The sequence below is a fragment of the Agrobacterium sp. genome, from assembly GCF_059499945.1.
In genome coordinates, this window is record NZ_JCABZP010000016.1 from 101,005 (window position 1) to 119,967 (window position 18,963).

The following is an 18,963-nucleotide window of genomic DNA, read 5'->3' on the forward strand; positions in this document are numbered from 1 at the left end:
GACGGCTTTTTCCGTCATCGTTAAAAAGCAGCCAAGAAGAATGTCGATACCGCAGATTTTGAACAGCGTTGCCGCAAAAGGTCCGGTCTTCCAGGCCGGTCACGTCTGGCTCGCGGGCGCAGGGCCGGGCGATGTGCGTTATCTGACGCTGGAAGTGGCGCTCGCGCTGTCTCAGGCCGACGTCATCGTGCGCGATGCTTTGGTGAGCGACGATGTCGTCGCTTTGGGTCCGCAGGCAGAGATTGTTTTTGCCGGTAAAAGGGGCGGCAAGCCTTCCGCAACGCAGGATGACATTACCGCTTCGCTGATCGATTTCGCCGGCCAAGGCAAAAAGGTGCTGCGGCTGAAGGGCGGCGATCCCTTTATTTTCGGGCGTGGCGGTGAAGAGGCGGAGGCGCTTGTCCATGCCGGCATTCCGTTTCGCATATTGCCTGGGATGACCTCGTCGTTCACAGCGCTTGCTTCAGCCCGCATTCCCGCCACCATGCGCGGCATCAGCCGCGCCGTGACTCTCGCCACGGGCCACGCAGCGGGCACGGAAGAGGATCTGGACTGGCTGGCGCTGGCGAAAACACGGGAACCCATCGTCGTTTACATGGGGCTGAAGAATATTGGCACGATCGCCGGTCTTCTGATGCAGGGCGGCCGTTCCGGCGAAACGCCGGTCGCCGTCATCATGTCGGCAACGACTGCGCTGGAGCGGATTTTCATCGGCAAGCTGGAAAGCATAGCTGACGATGCAATCAGGGAAAATTTCGAAGCGCCGGCTTTGATCGTTATCGGCGAGATTGTTTCGATGCGGGCGCGTCTTGGAGTTTCCGGCTCATGACGGCGCGGGCGATCATCATTGGCGCGCCACGCTCGGGTTCTGGCAAGACCAGCGTGACCATCGGCCTGCTCCGGGCCTTTGCCCGGCGCGGTATCAAGGTGCGCGGCATCAAGACAGGGCCGGATTACATCGATCCCGGTTTCCACACCTTCGCCACCGGCACACCGGGTCTTAATCTGGATAGCTGGGCCATGCGGCCAGACTTGCTGCGACATCTTTTTTCGCAACAGACGGAAGATGCGGAACTCGTTCTTATCGAAAGCGCCATGGGCCTGTTCGACGGCATTCCGGTTGCGGAAAATCGCACGGGTTCGGCGGCGGATCTGGCGCGGCTGTTCGGCATTCCCGTGCTGCTCGTGCTGGATGTGTCCGGTCAGTCGCAGACGGCCGCTGCCGTCGCCCACGGTTTTGCTCACTACGATCCGGCCGTTACCATGGCGGCGGTTGTGTTGAACCGGGCGGGCAGCGAAAGACATCGGACGCTGTGCACGGAAGCGATCGAAAAAATCGGCCTTCCCGTTGCCGGCTGCGTGCTGCGTGATCCTTCGCTCATCCTGCCCGAAAGGCATCTGGGGCTGGTGCAGGCCAGCGAACATCCGGAGATCGATGCACATATAGAACGACTGGCCGATGCGATGGAAAAATCCATCGATCTCGATGCCTTGCTTTCACTCGCCGCGCCGGTGGACGTGCCTTCAGGCTCGGTGGATGCGGCAATCGCACCGCCCGGTCAGCGTATCGCGCTGGCGGAGGATGCGGCGTTCACCTTCCTTTACCCGCATCTTAGGAAGCATTGGCAGGCGGCCGGGGCCGAGATCGTGCCGTTCTCACCGCTCGCGGATGAGGCGCCCGACGACAGCTGTGATATCTGCTGGCTACCCGGCGGATATCCCGAGCTTTTCGCCGGGAAGCTTGCGGATGCGGCTGGTTTCAAGGCAGGTATTGCCCGCTTTGCCGCGACAAAGCCTGTGCACGGCGAGTGCGGCGGTTACATGGTGCTCGGCGAGGCGTTGGAAGATGCGGATGGGGTGACCCACGCAATGACCGGGCTTCTGTCGCATGCCACCAGCTTTGCGACGCGCAAGATGAATCTAGGCTACCGGCAGGCAACAATTGCGGCAAGCGGCCCGCTCGGCACGGCGGGGGATGTTCTGCGCGGCCATGAATTCCATTATGCGCGGGTTACTGATGCCGGCAGCGATGAGCCCTTCGCCCAGATTGCTGACGGGCAGGGTCGTCCGCTGGGGCCATCGGGCGGCAGGAGAGGATTTGTCTCAGGCACCTTTTTCCATGCCATCGCCAGAGGCGGTTGACCGTTAACGGCTTTGGTCCGTGGGACCTGCGGCAAAGTGGAGCAAGCTGCGAAAGTTTGTAGGCTTGGATAACGGGAAAGTGCTATAGATCATTTTATAGGGCATGGAAGAGCGGAGTTGTCTGCCGTGATCCATGTTCGGTGAAGCGCAGCCGGACCGAAAGCCGCTTCATATTTCCTGGTCCGAACCTGCCCTCGCGCATTCATATCGAGCGTGCCTACCGATGATGAAACCCGGATTTTTTGTCTCTGCCGCTCTCGCTGCGACCATTTTGCTGGCCCCTTTGGGAACCGACGGCACGGTCGCCCACGACGGTGAAGATTACGCAACGCTGGAAAAGCTCGGTGGAGCGCTGTTCGACGATCCCAACCTTTCGATGAACCGCACCATGGCCTGTTCCACCTGCCATATGCAGGCTGCCGGGTTTTCCGATGCGCGGGAGAGCGAAAAGGTCGGGCGGGACGTCTCTCTCGGCGACGATGGGATTTCGCTGGGCGACCGCAATGCGCCGACTGCAGCTTATGCCCGCTTCACGCCGCCTTTCGGCAGGAATGCGGCGGGCGAGTATGTCGGCGGGCAATTCTGGGATGGCCGCGCCTCTCTGCTCGAAGATCAGGCGGGCGGTCCGCCGCTTAATCCCCTCGAAATGGGCATGCCGGACAAGACCTCGGTCGTCAAACGGCTCCGGGAAAACCCGGATTATGTCGCGGCTTTCGGCACGAAGTTCGGCAAGGATGTTTTTGAGAGCGACGACACTGCCTATGCCGCGATGACGAAGGCGCTGGCGAGCTTCGAGCGCTCCGATGAATTTTCCACCTTCGATTCCAAATATGACCGTTTCCTGCGCGGCGAGGAGAAGCTGACCGATCAGGAAGAGCTGGGTCGGGTCCTGATCTCCTCGACGCAATTTACCAATTGCAATACCTGCCACGAAATCCGCGGCGCCAAGGGCCTGGAAGACGGCCTCTTCACCAACCACAAATATTTCAACATCGGCGTTCCCGCCAATACATCGGTTCGGGCCGTGAACGGCTCCAAGCCGGGCGCGGTCGATCTGGGGCTGGCGCAAAATCCTGAAGTTGCCGGCGATGCCGCCCAGCGCGGCAAATTCAAGGTGCCGACGCTGCGCAATGTCGCCGTCACCGGTCCTTACATGCACAACGGCGTATTTAGGGATTTGCGTACGGTGGTGCTGTTTTATGTGAAATATAAAAGCAAGAAGCCCAGCCGCCAGATCAACCCGGAAACCGGCAAGACGTGGGATGCGCCGGAAGTGCCTGAAAATATCGCCATGACGGAACTGACATCCGCACCGGCGCTGGACGACAAGCGTGTGGACGCCATTGTCGCATTTCTGAAGACGCTGACTGACAAAAGATATGAGCATCTTCTGCCGAAAGAAGATGGACAGGCGAACGTGCCGCCTGCCCAGCCGGTTTCATCAAGCGTTACGCCGAAAGCGCCTTGAATTCGGCGAGAACCGCGTCGCCCATTTCGGAGGTGCCGACCTGGCGGCTGCCCTCGGCCATGATGTCGGCGGTGCGGATGCCCTTGTCGAGCACGTTTGCGATTGCGGTTTCGAGCTTTGTCGCCTCATCCACCATGTTGAACGAGTAGCGAAGGCACATGGCAAAGGACGCGATCATGGCGATGGGGTTGGCGATGCCCTTGCCGGCAATGTCAGGGGCCGAACCGTGGACCGGCTCATACATGGCCTTGCGCTTGCCGGTCTTGGCGTCAGGTGCGCCGAGAGAGGCGGACGGCAGCATACCGAGCGAGCCGGTGAGCATGGCGGCGACGTCGGAGAGCATGTCGCCGAAGAGATTGTCGGTGACGATCACGTCGAACTGCTTGGGCTTGCGCACCAGCTGCATGCCGCCGGCATCGGCCAGCATATGTTCCAGCTGAACATCCCTAAACTTGGCGGAATGGGTTTCGGTGACCACCTGGTTCCACAAAACGCCTGATTTCATGACGTTGCGCTTTTCCATCGAGCAGACGCGGTTGTCACGGGTGCGGGCCAGTTCGAAAGCAACGCTGGCGATGCGCTCGATTTCGAACGTATCGTAGATCTGCGTGTCGATGCCGCGCTTCTGGCCGTTGCCGAGATCGATGATCTGCTTCGGTTCGCCGAAATAAACGCCGCCCGTCAGTTCACGGACGATGAGGATATCGAGACCCTCGACCAGCTCCGGCTTCAGCGAGGAAGCGGCAGCGAGCGCCGGATAGCAGATGGCGGGGCGCAGATTGGCGAAAAGTTCGAGATCCTTGCGCAGGCGCAGCAGGCCGGCTTCCGGGCGGTGCTCGTAGGGCACGCCATCCCATTTCGGGCCGCCAACGGCGCCGAACAGGATCGCATCGGCGGCAAGCGCCTTTTCCATATCCGCATCGGAAATAGCCACGCCATGGGCGTCGTAGGCAGAGCCGCCGACGAGGCCTTCCGAGACAGTGAAGCCGGCATTGTGCGCGCTGTTCATATAATCGATCAGCTTGCGGACCTCGGCCATGGCTTCGGGGCCGATACCGTCACCGGGCAGCAGGAAAAGCGAACGGACTGTCATGAGAACCCTCCTTGGGCGGCGCGCCGGAAAACATCACGAAGGGTTTTCGGTTGCGGCGAGCGCGGCGTCAAACTCGTTTCCGTCCTGCAGATGCAAAGTCTTATCGCAGCCGGACGGGATCGTGGGCTTCTTATCTCTGCCTCAACGGCTTTTCAAGCAAAGCAAAAGCCGATCCGGTACGGTTTGGTACGGGATCGGCTTTTTTGACGAGCGGAAATGTTGTCAGGCCCAGGGGCGGACCGAGGCGTTCGCCTTTTCGAACGTGTCGATGGCGCTGGAATGTTCGAGCGTCAGGCCGATATCATCAAGCCCGTTCAGCATGCAGTGACGCTTGAACTCATCGATCTCGAAGGTAATCGTGCCGCCATCGGGGCCGCTGATTTCCTGGCGTTCCAGATCAATCGACAGAACGGCGTTCGATCCGCGCGACGCATCGTCCAGCAGCTTTTCGAGGTTCTCGGGGCTGACGACGACAGGCAGAATGCCGTTCTTGAAACAGTTATTGTAGAAGATGTCGGCGAAGCTGGTGGAGATCACGCAGCGGATGCCGAAATCGAGAAGCGCCCATGGCGCATGTTCGCGTGAGGAGCCGCAACCGAAATTGTCGCCGGCGACAAGGATCTGGGCGTTCTGATAAGCGGGTTTGTTCAGCACGAAATCCGGATTGGGCGAGCCATCCTCAAGATAACGCGACTCGGCAAAAAGGCCCTTGCCAAGGCCGGTGCGCTTGATGGTCTTCAGATAGTCTTTCGGAATGATCATATCGGTGTCGATATTGACCACCGGCATGGGCGCGGCAACGCCCGTCAGCTTGGTGAATTTTTCCATCTGTCGCTTCCCGTGTTTCCCTTGAACATAATCCGGCGCCGACAGGCCTGCCGGATATTTTCAGCCGGGAAATACCGCAAAATTAAGCGCTTTAGAAGCGCAAACCCACGTTCTTCGGTACGCCGTGTGTGGCGCGCTGGCATTTTTGCCGATTTGAGACGATCTCAGAGATCGATAATCGTGCCCTTACCGTCGTTCCAGACGCGCATATCACGCTGGTTACGGGGCTTGACCGGAATAGGGGCCGGCTTCAAACGCGCAGAAAGCAGGCGGGCAGCGCTGAGAACCGCGAGCACGCCGACAAAAGCGACCGTAAGCGACGCGGTGAAAAGGGCGACTATCGCCAGAACTGCAATGCCGGATGCGGCGATGAAAAACGAACGTATGCCTTGCATGATCCAAACCTTTCTATCCAGACGAATGTGGGCCTTCTTCTTCCGGCTTGCAAGAGGATTCAGTGGATTGTCAGCTTGCAGATGTCACAAAAGCTTGACACAAGTGCGGCATGGTCGATTTTTCCGAAAATATTCTTGTGAGACCGCGCCGTTCGCTGCTGTCAGTTCCGGCCATTAATGTCCGGGCGCTGGAAAAAATCCGCGATCTCGATTGTGACGGGGTGATTCTCGATCTGGAGGATTCCGTCGCACCCGATATGAAGGGCAAGGCGCGGGACAATCTGGAAAAACTGTTTTCGGCGCAGTCTTTCCGCGGGCGGGAAATCGTCATTCGTATCAATCCGCTTTCGACGCCGGATGGAAAGGCGGATTTGCAACTCGTGCTTTCCTGCCGGCCGGATGCGGTTCTTTTGCCGAAGGTGGAACAGCCGGCCGATATCAATGAAGTGGCCGATCGTCTGGCTGAGGCGGATGCGCCGGAGCGCCTGAAAATCTGGGCGATGATCGAAACGCCGCTTGGTGTGCTGAATGCCGCCTCGATTGCTGACGCGGCCCATACGCCGGATGCGCGGCTTGCGGCTTTTGTCATTGGGCTCAACGACCTGCGCAAGGAAACGCGGGTTCCGGCCCTCCCAGGACGCACCTATCTCGTACCGTGGATGATGCAGGTGGTGCTTGCCGCCCGCGCCTACGGGCTCGACGTCATCGACAGCGTCTCGAACGACTTTCGCGATATCGCCGCTTTCGAAGCCGAATGTGAGCAGGGTCGCGCCATGGGGTTCGATGGCAAGATGTTGATCCACCCGGCCCAGATCGAGCCGGCCAACGGGCGCTTCGCGCCGGACGAGGCGGCGGTCGCGGAAGCGCGCGAGATCATTGCCGCTTTCGCAAAACCGGAATCTGTGGAATTGAACGTCATCAACATGAACGGTCGCATGATCGAGCGGCTGCATGTGGTTGAGGCCGAAAGGCTGGTCGACATGGCCGATATCATCGCACAAAGAAAGGCAAACAGGACGTGAAGGTCTATCGTTTCATAACCGGTCCCGACGACGCGAAATTCTGTCACCGGGTGACCGAGGCGCTGAACAAGGGCTGGGAACTCGCGGGTTCGCCGAGCTATGCCTTCAACGCCGCAAGCGGCGTCATGCATTGCGGCCAGGCCGTGACCAAGGTGGTCGAGGGCAAGGAATACCACCCGGACATCAAGCTCGGCGAGCAGTGATCTGAAGTAGAAAATCGAGTGATTCGGGTCCGTCGATCTGATTCTCTCGATTTTCTTGTTTGTTACTGAAACAAAACGAATATTAGGGCGTATTATTCACAGCCCTTGTTCGAAATGCGCGAAAATACATTAAGTGTATGTTTTTAAAATATAAAATTTGCAAATCTCATCGTGTCTTGAGATGAAATTGCCGTTGTACATAAAGTGAACAGATACGGCCTATCGCCCTAAGCTTGACTCAAAATATCGAGTCCCAACATATATTTACGAGCTCGGGGGCGGTCTCTGAGCTGGCACGACAAAGCCGAGGGTGCAACCTCGGCTCCGTGTCGAAACCACAATATCTTGGAAAGCTTGCGGATCAGCATATACACGGAGCAAAATACGCTCACAGACTCTTCTGTCAAGTTTGTCCAAGGTTGAAAACCTAACAGGACAATCACATGCATCAACAGTCTTATAAATTGACCGAAAAAGACGCGGTAGAAATTTGGTTACGGTACTGGGGTGGTGAGTTTCAGCACCACATTGCAGCTTCTTACGGCGTAAACCCGGGGCGGGTTAATGAAGTGATTAAGCGCAAACGTCTTGTGGGTAGCGAGACGGTTGCACTTTCAATGAGACGCGACCACTAGTGGCTTGAGGGTCGGCACCATAGTTTTTCGGTGCCGGTCTTTTAACGTTCGGCGGCGGCCTCGTCTGCGCTTTCTTCGATCCGTTCCATGTCGTCATCCGACAGGCCGAAATGATGGCCGATTTCATGGATCAGGACATGGGTGATGATATCGCCCAGCGTCTCCTCATTTTCGGCCCAGTAGTCGAGAATGGGGCGGCGATAAAGCGTGATGCGGTTCACCATCTCGCCCGTTTCCATGGTGAAACGTTCGGAGATGCCGCGTCCTTCGAATAATCCGAGAAGGTCGAAAGGCGTTTCGAGAGCCATGTCCTCGAACACGTCATCGGTCGGAAAATCGGCGATCTCGATGATGAGATCCTTCGTTAATGCGCGAAATTCTTCCGGCAGGTGGCCATATGCCTCGATCGCAAGCGACTCGAAGGCGGAAATTGTCGGCGCATGGCGGTCCCGCCAATCGTCGGTCTGGTCTATGCGGGCCATTTCTGCTCCTTGTTGGAAGGCCCATATAAACACTTGCTGGGCAAATTTCGAGACCTGACTGCTTCACCCGCCGAAAAAGCATGAAATTCTTGGCGTTACAGTTACTTTTCGGGCCGTCGTCATCTTGACATAAACTGGCGTCTCGCGTAATCGGCACCCAAATTGATGGCGTAATGCGCCTTCCGTTTATTCCGCCCCTTAAAAGGCGGCTTCACCGGCAGACATTCAAAGGGGCATTCTGTTCCCAAGGGTTTCTACCAAATTCCGACTGATAAAAAGACGGCCAGCTTGCATTTGCGAGCAGAGCCGGAACGAACATGAAAGGATAAAAAATGTTCGCAGTCATCAAGACCGGCGGTAAGCAGTACCGCGTAGCGGCCGACGCCGTGCTGACCATCGAAAAGCTGGAAGCAGAGGCAGGCGCAACTGTAGAATTCACCGAAGTTCTCGTTGTTGGCGAAGGCGCCGACGCCAAGTTCGGTGCTCCCTTTGTCAAGGGCGCCATCGTCAAGGCTGAAGTTGTCGAGCACAATCGCGGCAAGAAGGTCATCGCCTTCAAGAAGCGTCGTCGTCAGAACTCCAAGCGTTCGCGCGGCCATCGTCAGCATCACACTGTCGTCCGCATCACGGACATCGTTGCTGCCTGATCGGCGCGACACGGGAAACAAGGTTTAAAGGAGAACTCCAATGGCACACAAAAAAGCTGGCGGTTCCTCGCGTAACGGTCGCGATTCCGAATCCAAGCGCCTTGGCGTAAAGAAGTTCGGCGGCGAAGCTGTCATTCCAGGCAACATTATTCTGCGTCAGCGTGGCACGCAGTGGCATCCGGGCGCCAATGTTGGCATCGGCAAGGACCACACGATTTTCGCACTGACCGCAGGTAACGTGAACTTCCGTACGAAGGCCAACGGCCGCGTATTCGTATCCGTGGCTCCGAAAGCGGAAGCCGCAGAATAAGCCGGTAAGCGTCATATGCAGCCGGTGTCCCATCGACCCGGCTGAGACGTATCAGGTTCAGTCAAGAAAACAGGGGAGATGGGGCACCACCCAACTCCCCTTTTTCTTTAACCTCATGGAGGGACTGAACCATGCAAGCTGAATTGTTGAGGGTTGACCAATCACGGTCACCCGAAGAGCGGCCGAGGCCCGATCGGTCAAGGAGCGATTGCCCCGTTTTACTGTCGCAGAGGCTGGTTTTACGCAAGCCTCACGAAGAAGACATCGACGCCCTTGCCCATCTTGCCAACAATGCCAATATCGCGACCATGGTGTCGCGTATGCCGCACCCTTACACGGCCAAAGACGCCGCGGATTTTGTGCGACGCTCCAAAGCTGGCGAGATTGGCAAGTGCGTCTATGCGATTACCCGCATGGACAATGGCGAGTTTCTGGGCTGCTGCGCGCTCGAACCCCAGGAAGACGAAAAGACGCTTGAGATCGGTTACTGGCTGGGGGAACCCTACTGGAACCGGGGCTACATGACGGAAGCCGCGCATGCGCTGATCGACATGGCCTTCCGCACGCGTGAAATCGACCAGATCGATGCCCGCTGCCGGGTTACCAACATCGCTTCGCGCCGCGTCATCCAGAAGTGCGGTTTCCAGTTTCAGGGTTCCGGCATGGTCGGTTCGCTGGCGCTCGGCGGCATGGTGCCGGTCGAATGGTACCGGCTGGACCGCAAGACCTGGGTTTCGCTGAAGAGCTGGGGGGACATGGGATGAGTGCGCTAGAGCTTACCCGTCGCCGGGCTGCTGCCACTGTGGCTCCGCCCGGCCCCTGCCCTGTCATCGAGACGCGGCGTCTGGTGCTGCGCCCGCAGCGGCTTTCCGATGCCGGCAGCATTGCGGAATCGCTTGGCGATTTTGCTGTGACGAGGATGCTCGCTCGTGTTCCGGCACCCTATCACAAGCAGGATGCGCTGGAATGGTTGGTCCTGCGCACCTCAGGCACCCTGCCCGACTGGGATTTCGCCATTACCAGTGGCGACGATACCCTCATCGGCGTCGTTTCGGTGGAATTGCGGCACGGCGAGTGGCATCTCGGCTACTGGCTCAACCGCTTCTACTGGGGCAAGGGTTACATGACCGAGGCGGTGGCCGGCGTGGTTGAGCGGTTCTTCCGCCGCATGCCGGGCGTGACCCTTCATTCCGGCGTGTTTGCGGATAATCCCGCTTCGCTGCGGGTGCAGGAAAAACTCGGCTTCCGGGTGACCGGCTGCCACCAGATCTACGCCACGGCGCGCGCCGCCATGGTGGCGCATATCGACACGATGATCACGGCTGAGGATTTTGTCCGGCCGCATCGCTGACAATCAAAACAAGGCCGGTTTGCACCAAACCGGCCTTGTCTCGCACAGGGGCTTCCCGCACGATAGTCTTTGACCTTGTGAAGAAGCGCTTGTATTCGAAACGACGATATTTTTGTTTGGCGCAACGCGATTGGCGGCCGCGCCCGCAAACCGATAGAACGGCAGTCCGATGAAATTTCTCGATGAAGCAAAAGTCTATATCAAGTCCGGTGATGGCGGCGCAGGCGCGGTATCTTTCCGGCGCGAAAAATTCATCGAATTTGGTGGTCCTGACGGTGGTGATGGCGGACGTGGCGGCGATGTCTGGATTGAGGTCGTCAACGGTCTCAACACGCTGATCGACTTCCGTTTTCAGCAGCATTTCAAGGCCTCGATCGGGCAGCACGGCATGGGCAAGACCCGCAACGGCGCCAAGGGCGCGGATGTGGTGCTGAAGGTGCCTGTTGGTACCCAGATATTTGAGGAAGACAATGAGACGCTGATCATCGACCTCACCAAGGAAGGCCAGCGCTTTCGTCTTGCCGCCGGCGGTAATGGCGGTTTCGGCAATGCCTATTTCAAGTCTTCGACCAATCAGGCGCCCACCCATGCCAATCCGGGTCTTGCAGGCGAAGAAAAGACGGTCTGGCTTCGCCTGAAGCTGATCGCCGATGCCGGTCTTGTTGGATTGCCGAATGCGGGTAAATCCACATTCCTCGCGACCGTGACCCGCGCGCGGCCGAAGATCGCCAATTATCCCTTTACCACCCTCCATCCGAACCTCGGCGTGGCGACCATCGACGGCCGCGAATTCGTGCTGGCCGATATTCCCGGCCTCATCGAAGGCGCGCATGAGGGCGTGGGCATTGGTGACCGCTTCCTCGGCCATGTGGAGCGCACTCGCGTGCTTCTGCATCTGGTTTCCGCACAGGAAGAAAAGGTCGGCAAGGCCTATAAGACTGTCAAGGCCGAGCTGGACGCCTATGGTGGCGGGCTGACCGACAAGCCGGAAATCGTGGCGCTGTCACAGATCGACGTGCTCGATGAAAAAGAACTGAAAAAGAAGGCGAAGGAACTGGAAAAGGCCTGCGGCCGTCCGCCGCTTCTTCTGTCTGCCGCCGCGCATATCGGCATGACGGAAGCGCTGCGCGCCCTTCGCGACATCATCGTTTCGGCAAGCGAGGGCGGGGAGACTGCCCTGCCCGACAGGTCCATGCCGCATGAGGATAGCGAGGCCGAAGAAGAGGACGACCGCCTATGAGCCTGACGCGCAAGCCGCTGGCGAGCCACCATCGGATCGTGATCAAGATCGGGTCGGCGCTTCTGGTGGACCGAAAGACCGGTCTGAAGAAAGACTGGCTGGATGCCATCTGCGAAGATATCGCTGCGCTGAAGAAAAACGGCGCGGATGTCCAGGTCGTGTCTTCGGGCGCCATCGCGCTTGGGCGTACCGTGCTTGGCCTGCCTTCTGGTGCATTGAAGCTGGAGGAAAGCCAGGCGGCGGCGGCGGTTGGTCAGATCGCGCTGGCGCGGGCGTGGTCGGAAAGCCTGTCGCGGCATGAAATCGTTGCAGGCCAGATTCTGCTGACGCTGTCCGATACCGAGGAGCGTCGCCGTTATCTCAATGCGCGCGCCACCATCAACCAGTTGCTGAAGATCGGCGCTATCCCGATCATCAATGAAAACGATACGGTTGCGACCACCGAAATCCGTTATGGCGACAATGACCGTCTGGCAGCGCGTGTGGCGACCATGACGGGTGCCGATCTTCTGGTGCTGCTTTCGGATATTGACGGACTTTATACGGCTCCGCCGCATCTCGATCCGGACGCGAAATTCCTTGAGACGATCGCTGATATCACCCCCGAGATAGAAGCCATGGCAGGTGGTGCGGCCTCCGAGTTGTCGCGCGGTGGCATGCGCACCAAGATCGATGCGGGCAAGATTGCAACCGCTGCCGGTTGCGGCATGATCATTGCGTCAGGCAAAACGTTCAATCCGCTGAAGGCCATCGAAAACGGCGCGCGCTCCTCGTGGTTTGCACCATCAGGCACGCCGGTGACGGCACGCAAGACCTGGATTGCCGGGCAATTGCAGCCGGCCGGTGAAATCCATGTGGATGCCGGCGCGGAAAAGGCGCTCTATGCCGGAAAAAGCCTGCTTCCCGCGGGTGTGAGACTGGTGAAGGGCAATTTCGGCCGTGGGGATGCAATCGCCATTATCGGTGCGGAAGGCCGGGAAGTCGCTCGTGGTCTTGCGGGCTACGATGCGGAAGAGGCGCGCCTTATCATCGGTCACAAGTCCAACGAGATCGAGGCGATCCTCGGTTATGTCGGGCGCGCGGCCATGATCCATCGCGACGATCTCGTGATGACCGGCGCCGCCGTCAAAATTAAACATGCAAAGAAGGATGAGGTCCATGCCTGAACAGGCCGTGAAGCAGAGCCATGACATCGATGCGCTGATGATCACCATCGGCGCTCAGGCGAAAGCTGCTTCACGACCGTTGTCCATCGCCGGCACGGACCAGAAGAACCGTGCGCTGCTCGCCATGGCCTCCGCCATCGAGGCGTCGAAGGAGGCGATCCTTGCCGCCAACAGGAAGGATCTGACCGCAGCCGAGAGCGCCGGTCTTGCTGCTTCTTTCGTTGACAGGCTCACGCTCAACGATGCCCGCATCGCCGGCATTGCTGAAGGTATTCGCTCGGTTGCGGCGCTGTCCGATCCGGTCGCCGAAGTCATTGCCGCCTGGGATCGCCCCAACGGGCTGAAGATTGAGCGCGTGCGTACGCCGCTTGGCGTCATCGGCGTGATCTACGAAAGCCGCCCGAATGTGACGGCGGACGCCGGTGCTTTGTGCCTCAAGGCGGGCAATGCCGTCATCCTGCGCGGCGGCTCGGATTCGCAACATTCATCGCGTGCTATTCATGCCTGCCTCGTGGAGGGGCTGAAGATTGCCGGTCTTCCCGAGCATGCCATTCAGCTGGTGCCGGTGACCGACCGTGCGGCCGTCGGCGCACTTCTCAGCGGCCTGAACGGCACTGTTGATGTCATCGTGCCGCGCGGCGGCAAGAGCCTCGTGGCTAGGGTGCAGTCGGAAGCCCGCGTGCCGGTCTTTGCGCATCTGGAAGGCATCTGCCACATCTATGTCGACAAATCCGCCGATCTCGACATGGCAAAACGTATCGTCGTTAACGCCAAGATGAGACGCACCGGCATTTGCGGCGCGGCTGAGACATTGCTGGTGGATGCCGCTGCCGTTTCCACGCATCTCGAGCCGCTCGTCAAAGCCTTGATCGAAGCTGGCTGCGAAGTGCGCGGTTCGCAAGCTGTTCGTGATGTGGTGGCGGGTCTGGTGCCGGCAACGGAAGAGGACTGGCGCACCGAATATCTCGACGCAATCATTTCGGTTGCTGTGGTGGAGGGCATTTCCGGTGCGATAGAGCATATCGGCACCTATTCGTCCAACCATACCGAGGCGGTGATCGCCGAGGACTCTGACGTGGTTGAGCGGTTCTTCAACGAACTCGATTCGGCCATTCTGCTGCACAATGCCTCGACGCAATTTGCCGATGGCGGCGAATTCGGCATGGGTGCGGAAATCGGCATCGCCACCGGCAAGATGCATGCGCGGGGCCCGGTTGGTGTCGAGCAGCTCACCTCGTTCAAATACCGGGTGCATGGCACCGGCCAGACACGGACCTGATATTTGCCCGCTGATAAGCGCCTCGACAGACGTTATCTCACCATGCCGCATGTCGAACGCGGCATGGTCGTCGGGCTTTTCGGCGGCTCCTTCAATCCCCCCCATGCAGGCCATGCGCTTGTGGCCGAGATTGCGCTGCGCAGGCTGGGTCTCGATCAGCTCTGGTGGATCGTCACGCCGGGCAACCCGCTGAAAAGCCGTTCGGAGCTGGCGTCCCTGGAAGATCGCATCGCGGCCTGCGAAAAGCTGGTCCACGATCCACGCATCAAGGTGACGGCTTTCGAGAAAACGCTGGGGATGAGCTATACGGCCAATACACTCGCGAAGGTGAAGGCAAAAAATCCGCACGTCCGCTTCATCTGGGTCATGGGTGCCGACAATCTGAAGAGTTTTCACCATTGGCAGAAATGGCGCACCATAGCCGAGACTTTTCCAATCGCGGTGATCGATCGACCGGGTTCGACCCTGTCCTACCTCTCCTCCACCATGGCGCAGGCCTTCAGCCAGGCGCGGATAGATGAGGACGATGCCGGGGTTCTGTGGAAAAAACGCGCTCCCGCCTGGGTTTTCATTCACGGACCGCGTTCTACGCTCAGTTCCACGGCGCTGCGCAACGGCCGTAAATGACAGCTCCGATCACAAATGATGTATGCGGCTGATGTTGAAGTGCCCATATCTTGAAAAGTTAATGCTTTGATGCCACCTTCATTGTGTGACGCAGAGAATCGCGTCGCGCAGTGCCTGTTTTGTCATTCTTGGAAAGGAAAACCTCTGACAACAGTACACGCCAAGGGAAAAGCATTTGTTGCTATCCCGAAGGGTCAGGACAGTGGCGCCGATGCCGCCGGCCATGCCCTCGAAACCGTCCTCGCGAGCCTCGAGGACTCCAAGGCTGAAGATATCGTCTCTCTCAACATTGCCGGAAAATCGGCGCTTGCGGACTACATGGTTGTGGTCTCCGGGCGATCGAACAGGCATGTCTCGGCGATTTGCGAGCATCTTCTGAAAGACATGAAGGATGAAGGGTTCGGAAACGCCCGCGTCGAAGGTCTTGAGACCGGAGACTGGGTGCTGATCGATACCGGCGACATCATCGTTCATGTGTTCCGCCCGGAAATCCGCGCCTTCTACAACATTGAAAAAATGTGGGCGACGCCGGATATGCCGGAAGAGACGCTGCATTGATGCGGTGAGCCTTTGAGCGAGTGCATCGTTTCTGCCGAAGATCAATCTGACTTCGGAAACGGTGCCTCTGGCCGGAAATCAGACCGGCCGCATAGGAATCCGCAGGCTATGCTGTTAAGAGCGGGACCCTGTTGGGTCACGACGAATGCAGGTTTGCGATGCGGATTTCAATTTTTGCGGTGGGACGGCTGAAATCCGGCCCTGAAAAGGATCTTGCGGCCCGTTATATCGAGCGTCTGGCAAAGACCGGCCCGGCGATCGGGCTGGAGTTTTCGCGGGTGATCGAGGTGGGTGAAAGCCGTGCTTCCAATGCCGAGACCCGCAAACGCGAAGAAGCCGCGATGCTGGAGAAACATCTGGCCGATGGCGCTGTCCTCGTCCTGTTGGACGAGCGCGGAAAGGCACTTGATAGTCCCGCCTTTGCTTCATTTTTTGGCGATCTGCGTGATAGCGGCAAACGTGACCTTGTGATCGCCATTGGCGGGGCAGATGGGCTTGACCCCGCGCTTTACGACAGGGCGGCGGCCGTTCTCAATCTCGGCAAGCTGACATGGCCGCATCAGATCGTTCGTATCCTGATTGCCGAGCAGCTCTATCGGGCTGTCACGATCCTCTCCGGCCATCCCTATCACCGCGCCTGAACGGGTTTCCTTTCGGGGAATTGTCTCAATTTCAACATGAAGCTCCGCGACACCGCTGACTGCGGACGACTTTGGCGGCGGCCTTTCTCAGGCCTCTTGGAAGATCGCGGCAAAATCCCTAATATCGGCGCTCCTGCTTCGGCATCAAAGAAAGCTCAAATGGACACCACGCCTCAACGAAAACGGCACGCTGCCCTTGCGGGCGCGGTTATTGCTGCTTTCGTCATGGGGGGCGGTCCGACCCATTCGCGTGACGATGCGGGCGCTGCCCCGGCGGCAACCGATGCTTCCTCGCCGGATGCGCTGCAGACGCTGGAGAAGCGCCGCGACCAGAACCGGCAGGATCTGGAGGAGCTGGTCGACAGCATCGGCCTTTCGGAAGACAAGACAAGGACGCTCGAAGAAAGCATCGCCTCCCTCAATCAGGACAGCGCGCGCATTCGCGAGGAACTGATCGCATCGGCTGCCCGACGCAAGGCGCTGGAAGCCAAGATCAGCGACGGCGAGGATCGCCTGGCCAAGCTTTCGGTCCGTGAGGATGGCGTCAAGGCATCATTGCGGGAAAGACGCGGCGTGCTGGCGGAGGTTCTGGCCGCATTGCAGCGCATGGGCAGAAACCCGCCACCGGCTCTCCTCGTTTCACCTGAAGATGCACTGGCTTCCGTGCGCAGCGCCATTCTTCTCGGCGCCGTCGTGCCCGGCATTCGCGGTGAAACCGACAAGCTCGTCGCCGCTCTCAAAGAATTGACCGACGTCAGGCAGGCAATCGCTCGCGAAAAGGGTGATCTTACGGGTATGATGACGGCAAGTCTGGAAGAGGAAAAACGCCTCGACCTCCTGATTGCCGAAAATGACCGCAAGAATTCCCAGACGGCGGCCGAACTGGAGGCGGAACGCAAGCGATCTGAAGAGCTTGCGAGCAAGGCGACGAGCCTTGAGGGGCTGGTCAGTTCGCTCGAAGGCGAGATTACCTCGGTGCGGGAAGCGATGGAAAAGGCGCGGGCGGAAGAGCAGCGTCTTGCTCGTCTTTCGGAGGCGGAACGCGAGAAGGAACGCGCCGCGGCCGAGGCGGGAATGCCCGATAAAAACCGCATTGCGCCCGCATATCCCTTCGCGAGTTTGAAGGGAAAGCTGGAGTTGCCGGTGGCCGGCGAGGTGCTGCGGCGCTTCGGCGATGCGGACGGAACGGGCCACTTTTCCAAGGGAATTGTTGTCGCGAGCGGACCGGAAGCCATCGTGACGGCGCCTGCAGACGGCTTCGTGGTGTTTGCTGGAGATTTTCGCAGTTACGGCCGGATGATCATCCTCAATACGGGTAACGGATATCATGTGGTGATGACGGGCATGGACAATGTGAGGACGCGGCAGGGCATGTTCGTGTTCTCCGGAGAGCCCATCGCCTCCATGGGTGCAAAAAGAGTAGCGAGTGCAGCAGCATTGGCGCTGGAAACCGACAGGCCAACGCTCTACATTGAGTTCAGGAAAGATGGTGTACCGGTTGATTCCCAACCGTGGTGGACCGCAAAAAATACCGGAAGGGCGCACAATGATTCGTAAGGTTTCGCTTCTCCTTATCGGTGGGCTTATGGGCGCCACGGCGATGAGTGTGATTTATTCGGCGAGCATGCCGGCACAGGCGGCCGGGCCTTCGACCTATAAGGAACTGTCGATCTTTGGTGACGTGTTCGAGCGCGTGCGCGCACAATATGTGACGCCGCCGGATGACGAGAAGCTGGTGGAAAATGCCATTAACGGCATGCTCAGCTCGCTCGATCCGCATTCGAGCTTCATGAATGCCAAGGATGCCAACGATATGCGCACCCAGACCAAGGGTGAATTCGGCGGTCTCGGCATCGAAGTGACCATGGAGAACGAGCTGGTCAAGGTCATCACGCCGATCGACGACACGCCGGCTTCCCGCGCAGGCATTCTCGCCGGCGACTTCATTTCAGAAATTGACGGTACGCCGGTTCGTGGCCTGAAGCTGGAACAGGCGGTTGAAAAGATGCGCGGCGCGGTCAAGACGCCGATCAAGCTGACGATCATCCGCCAGGGCGCTGACAAGCCGCTTGAATTCACCGTCATGCGCGATGTCATTGCCGTGCGGGCCGTCAAGTCCCGCGTCGAGGGTGACAATGTCGGTTATCTGCGCGTCATCTCCTTTACCGAGAAGACCTATGATGATCTCGAAAAGGCGATCAAGAAGATCAAGGCTGATGTGCCTGCCGACAAGCTGAAGGGTTATGTGCTCGATCTGCGCCTCAACCCGGGTGGTCTGCTTGATCAGGCGATCAATGTTTCCGACGCCTTCCTCGAGCGCGGTGAGGTCGTTTCGACCCGTGGCCGCAATCCCGACGAGACCCGCCGCTTCAACGCGACGGCCGGTGATCTGACCGATGGCAAGCCGGTAATCGTGCTCGTCAACGGCGGTTCGGCTTCGGCTTCGGAAATCGTTGCCGGTGCCCTGCAGGATCTGCGTCGTGCGACCGTCGTCGGCACGCGCTCCTTCGGCAAGGGCTCGGTCCAGACGATCATCCCGCTCGGCGAGGCCGGTGCGTTGCGTCTGACCACGGCGCTTTATTACACGCCGTCGGGCAAATCGATCCAGGGCACGGGCATTACGCCTGACATCAAGGTTGAACAGCCTTTGCCGCCGGAATTGCAGGGTCGCGTCACGACCGAAGGCGAATCCAGTCTGACCGGCCATATCAAGGGCCAGAGTGAAACGGACGAAGGTTCTGGTTCCTCCGCCTACGTGCCGCCGGAAGCAAAGGACGACATCCAGCTCAACTACGCGCTGGACCTGTTGCGCGGCGCCAAGACGGATCCGTCTTTCCCGCCGAACCCGGACAAGGCTGTGGTCAACAAGCAGTAAG

The 18,963-nt window shown here is 58.9% G+C and carries 21 protein-coding genes; 17 read left to right on the forward strand and 4 right to left on the reverse strand.

What is annotated here, in order from left to right; translation table 11 throughout:
- Positions 1-40: 40 nt before the first annotated feature.
- From cobA to AC5I5B_RS19855, 3 genes are all read left to right on the forward strand, one after another.
- Entirely contained in the window at positions 41-829 is a 789-nt protein-coding gene (cobA, locus tag AC5I5B_RS19845; protein ID WP_495752786.1) for a uroporphyrinogen-III C-methyltransferase, read from the forward strand.
- The gene (locus AC5I5B_RS19850) at positions 826-2,142 is read left to right on the forward strand and encodes a cobyrinic acid a,c-diamide synthase CobB (RefSeq protein WP_003505266.1); all 1,317 of its coding nucleotides are present in this window, start codon (positions 826-828) and stop codon (positions 2,140-2,142) included. The genes cobA and AC5I5B_RS19850 overlap by 4 nt, the downstream gene beginning before the upstream one ends.
- A 223-nt stretch (positions 2,143-2,365) precedes the next feature.
- Positions 2,366-3,610 carry a cytochrome-c peroxidase gene (locus AC5I5B_RS19855; RefSeq protein WP_111834643.1) on the forward strand — a complete coding sequence of 415 codons (1,245 nt, stop codon included), beginning with the start codon at positions 2,366-2,368 and terminating at the stop codon, positions 3,608-3,610.
- Here the strand turns inward: AC5I5B_RS19855 and leuB are convergent.
- The 3 genes from leuB to AC5I5B_RS19870 all read right to left on the reverse strand — a co-directional run bounded on the left by leuB (position 3,591) and on the right by AC5I5B_RS19870 (position 5,926).
- Positions 3,591-4,703 (reverse strand): 3-isopropylmalate dehydrogenase, encoded by a 1,113-nt coding sequence (gene leuB / locus AC5I5B_RS19860; protein ID WP_020809681.1) that lies wholly within the window; start codon positions 4,701-4,703, stop codon positions 3,591-3,593. The genes AC5I5B_RS19855 and leuB overlap by 20 nt on opposite strands.
- Before the next feature lie 222 nt (positions 4,704-4,925).
- Positions 4,926-5,531: a 3-isopropylmalate dehydratase small subunit gene (leuD, locus tag AC5I5B_RS19865; RefSeq protein WP_003505261.1), complete on the reverse strand. Its 606-nt coding sequence runs from the start codon at positions 5,529-5,531 to the stop codon at positions 4,926-4,928.
- A gap of 164 nt (positions 5,532-5,695) precedes the next feature.
- A complete protein-coding gene (locus tag AC5I5B_RS19870; RefSeq protein WP_003505260.1) occupies positions 5,696-5,926 on the reverse strand; it encodes a hypothetical protein in 231 nt (76 codons plus the stop codon).
- 110 nt (positions 5,927-6,036) lie between these two features.
- Between AC5I5B_RS19870 and AC5I5B_RS19875 the strand changes: the two genes are divergently transcribed.
- Both AC5I5B_RS19875 and AC5I5B_RS19880 read left to right on the forward strand, forming a co-directional pair.
- Positions 6,037-6,948: an HpcH/HpaI aldolase/citrate lyase family protein gene (locus AC5I5B_RS19875; protein WP_162695547.1), complete on the forward strand. Its 912-nt coding sequence runs from the start codon at positions 6,037-6,039 to the stop codon at positions 6,946-6,948.
- Entirely contained in the window at positions 6,945-7,151 is a 207-nt protein-coding gene (locus tag AC5I5B_RS19880) for a DUF1737 domain-containing protein (protein WP_080866492.1), read from the forward strand. The genes AC5I5B_RS19875 and AC5I5B_RS19880 overlap by 4 nt, the downstream gene beginning before the upstream one ends.
- A 676-nt stretch (positions 7,152-7,827) precedes the next feature.
- On the opposite strand, the gene AC5I5B_RS19885 is transcribed toward AC5I5B_RS19880, so the two are convergent.
- Positions 7,828-8,268 carry a metallopeptidase family protein gene (locus AC5I5B_RS19885; protein ID WP_080866490.1) on the reverse strand — a complete coding sequence of 147 codons (441 nt, stop codon included), beginning with the start codon at positions 8,266-8,268 and terminating at the stop codon, positions 7,828-7,830.
- Positions 8,269-8,600: 332 nt separating this feature from the next.
- On the opposite strand from AC5I5B_RS19885, the gene rplU reads away from it, so the two are divergent.
- The 12 genes from rplU to AC5I5B_RS19945 all read left to right on the forward strand — a co-directional run bounded on the left by rplU (position 8,601) and on the right by AC5I5B_RS19945 (position 18,962).
- Entirely contained in the window at positions 8,601-8,915 is a 315-nt protein-coding gene (gene rplU, locus AC5I5B_RS19890; RefSeq protein ID WP_003492690.1) for a 50S ribosomal protein L21, read from the forward strand.
- Positions 8,916-8,955: 40 nt separating this feature from the next.
- On the forward strand, positions 8,956-9,225 hold the full coding sequence (gene rpmA, locus AC5I5B_RS19895) for a 50S ribosomal protein L27 (RefSeq protein WP_003492686.1): 270 nt from the start codon (positions 8,956-8,958) through the stop codon (positions 9,223-9,225).
- A 131-nt stretch (positions 9,226-9,356) separates the two neighbouring features.
- Complete coding sequence (locus AC5I5B_RS19900) at positions 9,357-9,989, forward strand: GNAT family N-acetyltransferase (protein ID WP_003505256.1); 633 nt, start codon at positions 9,357-9,359, stop codon at positions 9,987-9,989.
- The gene (locus AC5I5B_RS19905) at positions 9,986-10,576 is read left to right on the forward strand and encodes a GNAT family N-acetyltransferase (RefSeq protein WP_060725329.1); all 591 of its coding nucleotides are present in this window, start codon (positions 9,986-9,988) and stop codon (positions 10,574-10,576) included. Before AC5I5B_RS19900 ends, AC5I5B_RS19905 begins: the two co-directional genes overlap by 4 nt.
- 169 nt (positions 10,577-10,745) lie before the next feature.
- Positions 10,746-11,816 carry a GTPase ObgE gene (gene obgE, locus AC5I5B_RS19910; protein ID WP_065695302.1) on the forward strand — a complete coding sequence of 357 codons (1,071 nt, stop codon included), beginning with the start codon at positions 10,746-10,748 and terminating at the stop codon, positions 11,814-11,816.
- On the forward strand, positions 11,813-12,982 hold the full coding sequence (gene proB / locus AC5I5B_RS19915) for a glutamate 5-kinase (protein ID WP_060725331.1): 1,170 nt from the start codon (positions 11,813-11,815) through the stop codon (positions 12,980-12,982). Before obgE ends, proB begins: the two co-directional genes overlap by 4 nt.
- Positions 12,975-14,261, forward strand: coding sequence for a glutamate-5-semialdehyde dehydrogenase (locus tag AC5I5B_RS19920; RefSeq protein WP_035212838.1), 1,287 nt, complete (start codon positions 12,975-12,977; stop codon positions 14,259-14,261). The genes proB and AC5I5B_RS19920 overlap by 8 nt, the downstream gene beginning before the upstream one ends.
- A 42-nt stretch (positions 14,262-14,303) precedes the next feature.
- Positions 14,304-14,888, forward strand: coding sequence for a nicotinate-nucleotide adenylyltransferase (locus tag AC5I5B_RS19925; protein ID WP_050816429.1), 585 nt, complete (start codon positions 14,304-14,306; stop codon positions 14,886-14,888).
- Between the two features lie 69 nt (positions 14,889-14,957).
- Positions 14,958-15,446 carry a ribosome silencing factor gene (gene rsfS / locus AC5I5B_RS19930; protein WP_003505248.1) on the forward strand — a complete coding sequence of 163 codons (489 nt, stop codon included), beginning with the start codon at positions 14,958-14,960 and terminating at the stop codon, positions 15,444-15,446.
- 158 nt (positions 15,447-15,604) lie between these two features.
- Positions 15,605-16,087: a 23S rRNA (pseudouridine(1915)-N(3))-methyltransferase RlmH gene (gene rlmH, locus AC5I5B_RS19935; RefSeq protein ID WP_003505246.1), complete on the forward strand. Its 483-nt coding sequence runs from the start codon at positions 15,605-15,607 to the stop codon at positions 16,085-16,087.
- Positions 16,088-16,246: 159 nt separating this feature from the next.
- Positions 16,247-17,644: a murein hydrolase activator EnvC family protein gene (locus AC5I5B_RS19940; protein ID WP_111834614.1), complete on the forward strand. Its 1,398-nt coding sequence runs from the start codon at positions 16,247-16,249 to the stop codon at positions 17,642-17,644.
- A complete protein-coding gene (locus tag AC5I5B_RS19945) occupies positions 17,634-18,962 on the forward strand; it encodes a S41 family peptidase (protein ID WP_003505242.1) in 1,329 nt (442 codons plus the stop codon). Before AC5I5B_RS19940 ends, AC5I5B_RS19945 begins: the two co-directional genes overlap by 11 nt.
- The last annotated feature ends 1 nt before the right edge of the window (position 18,963 follow it).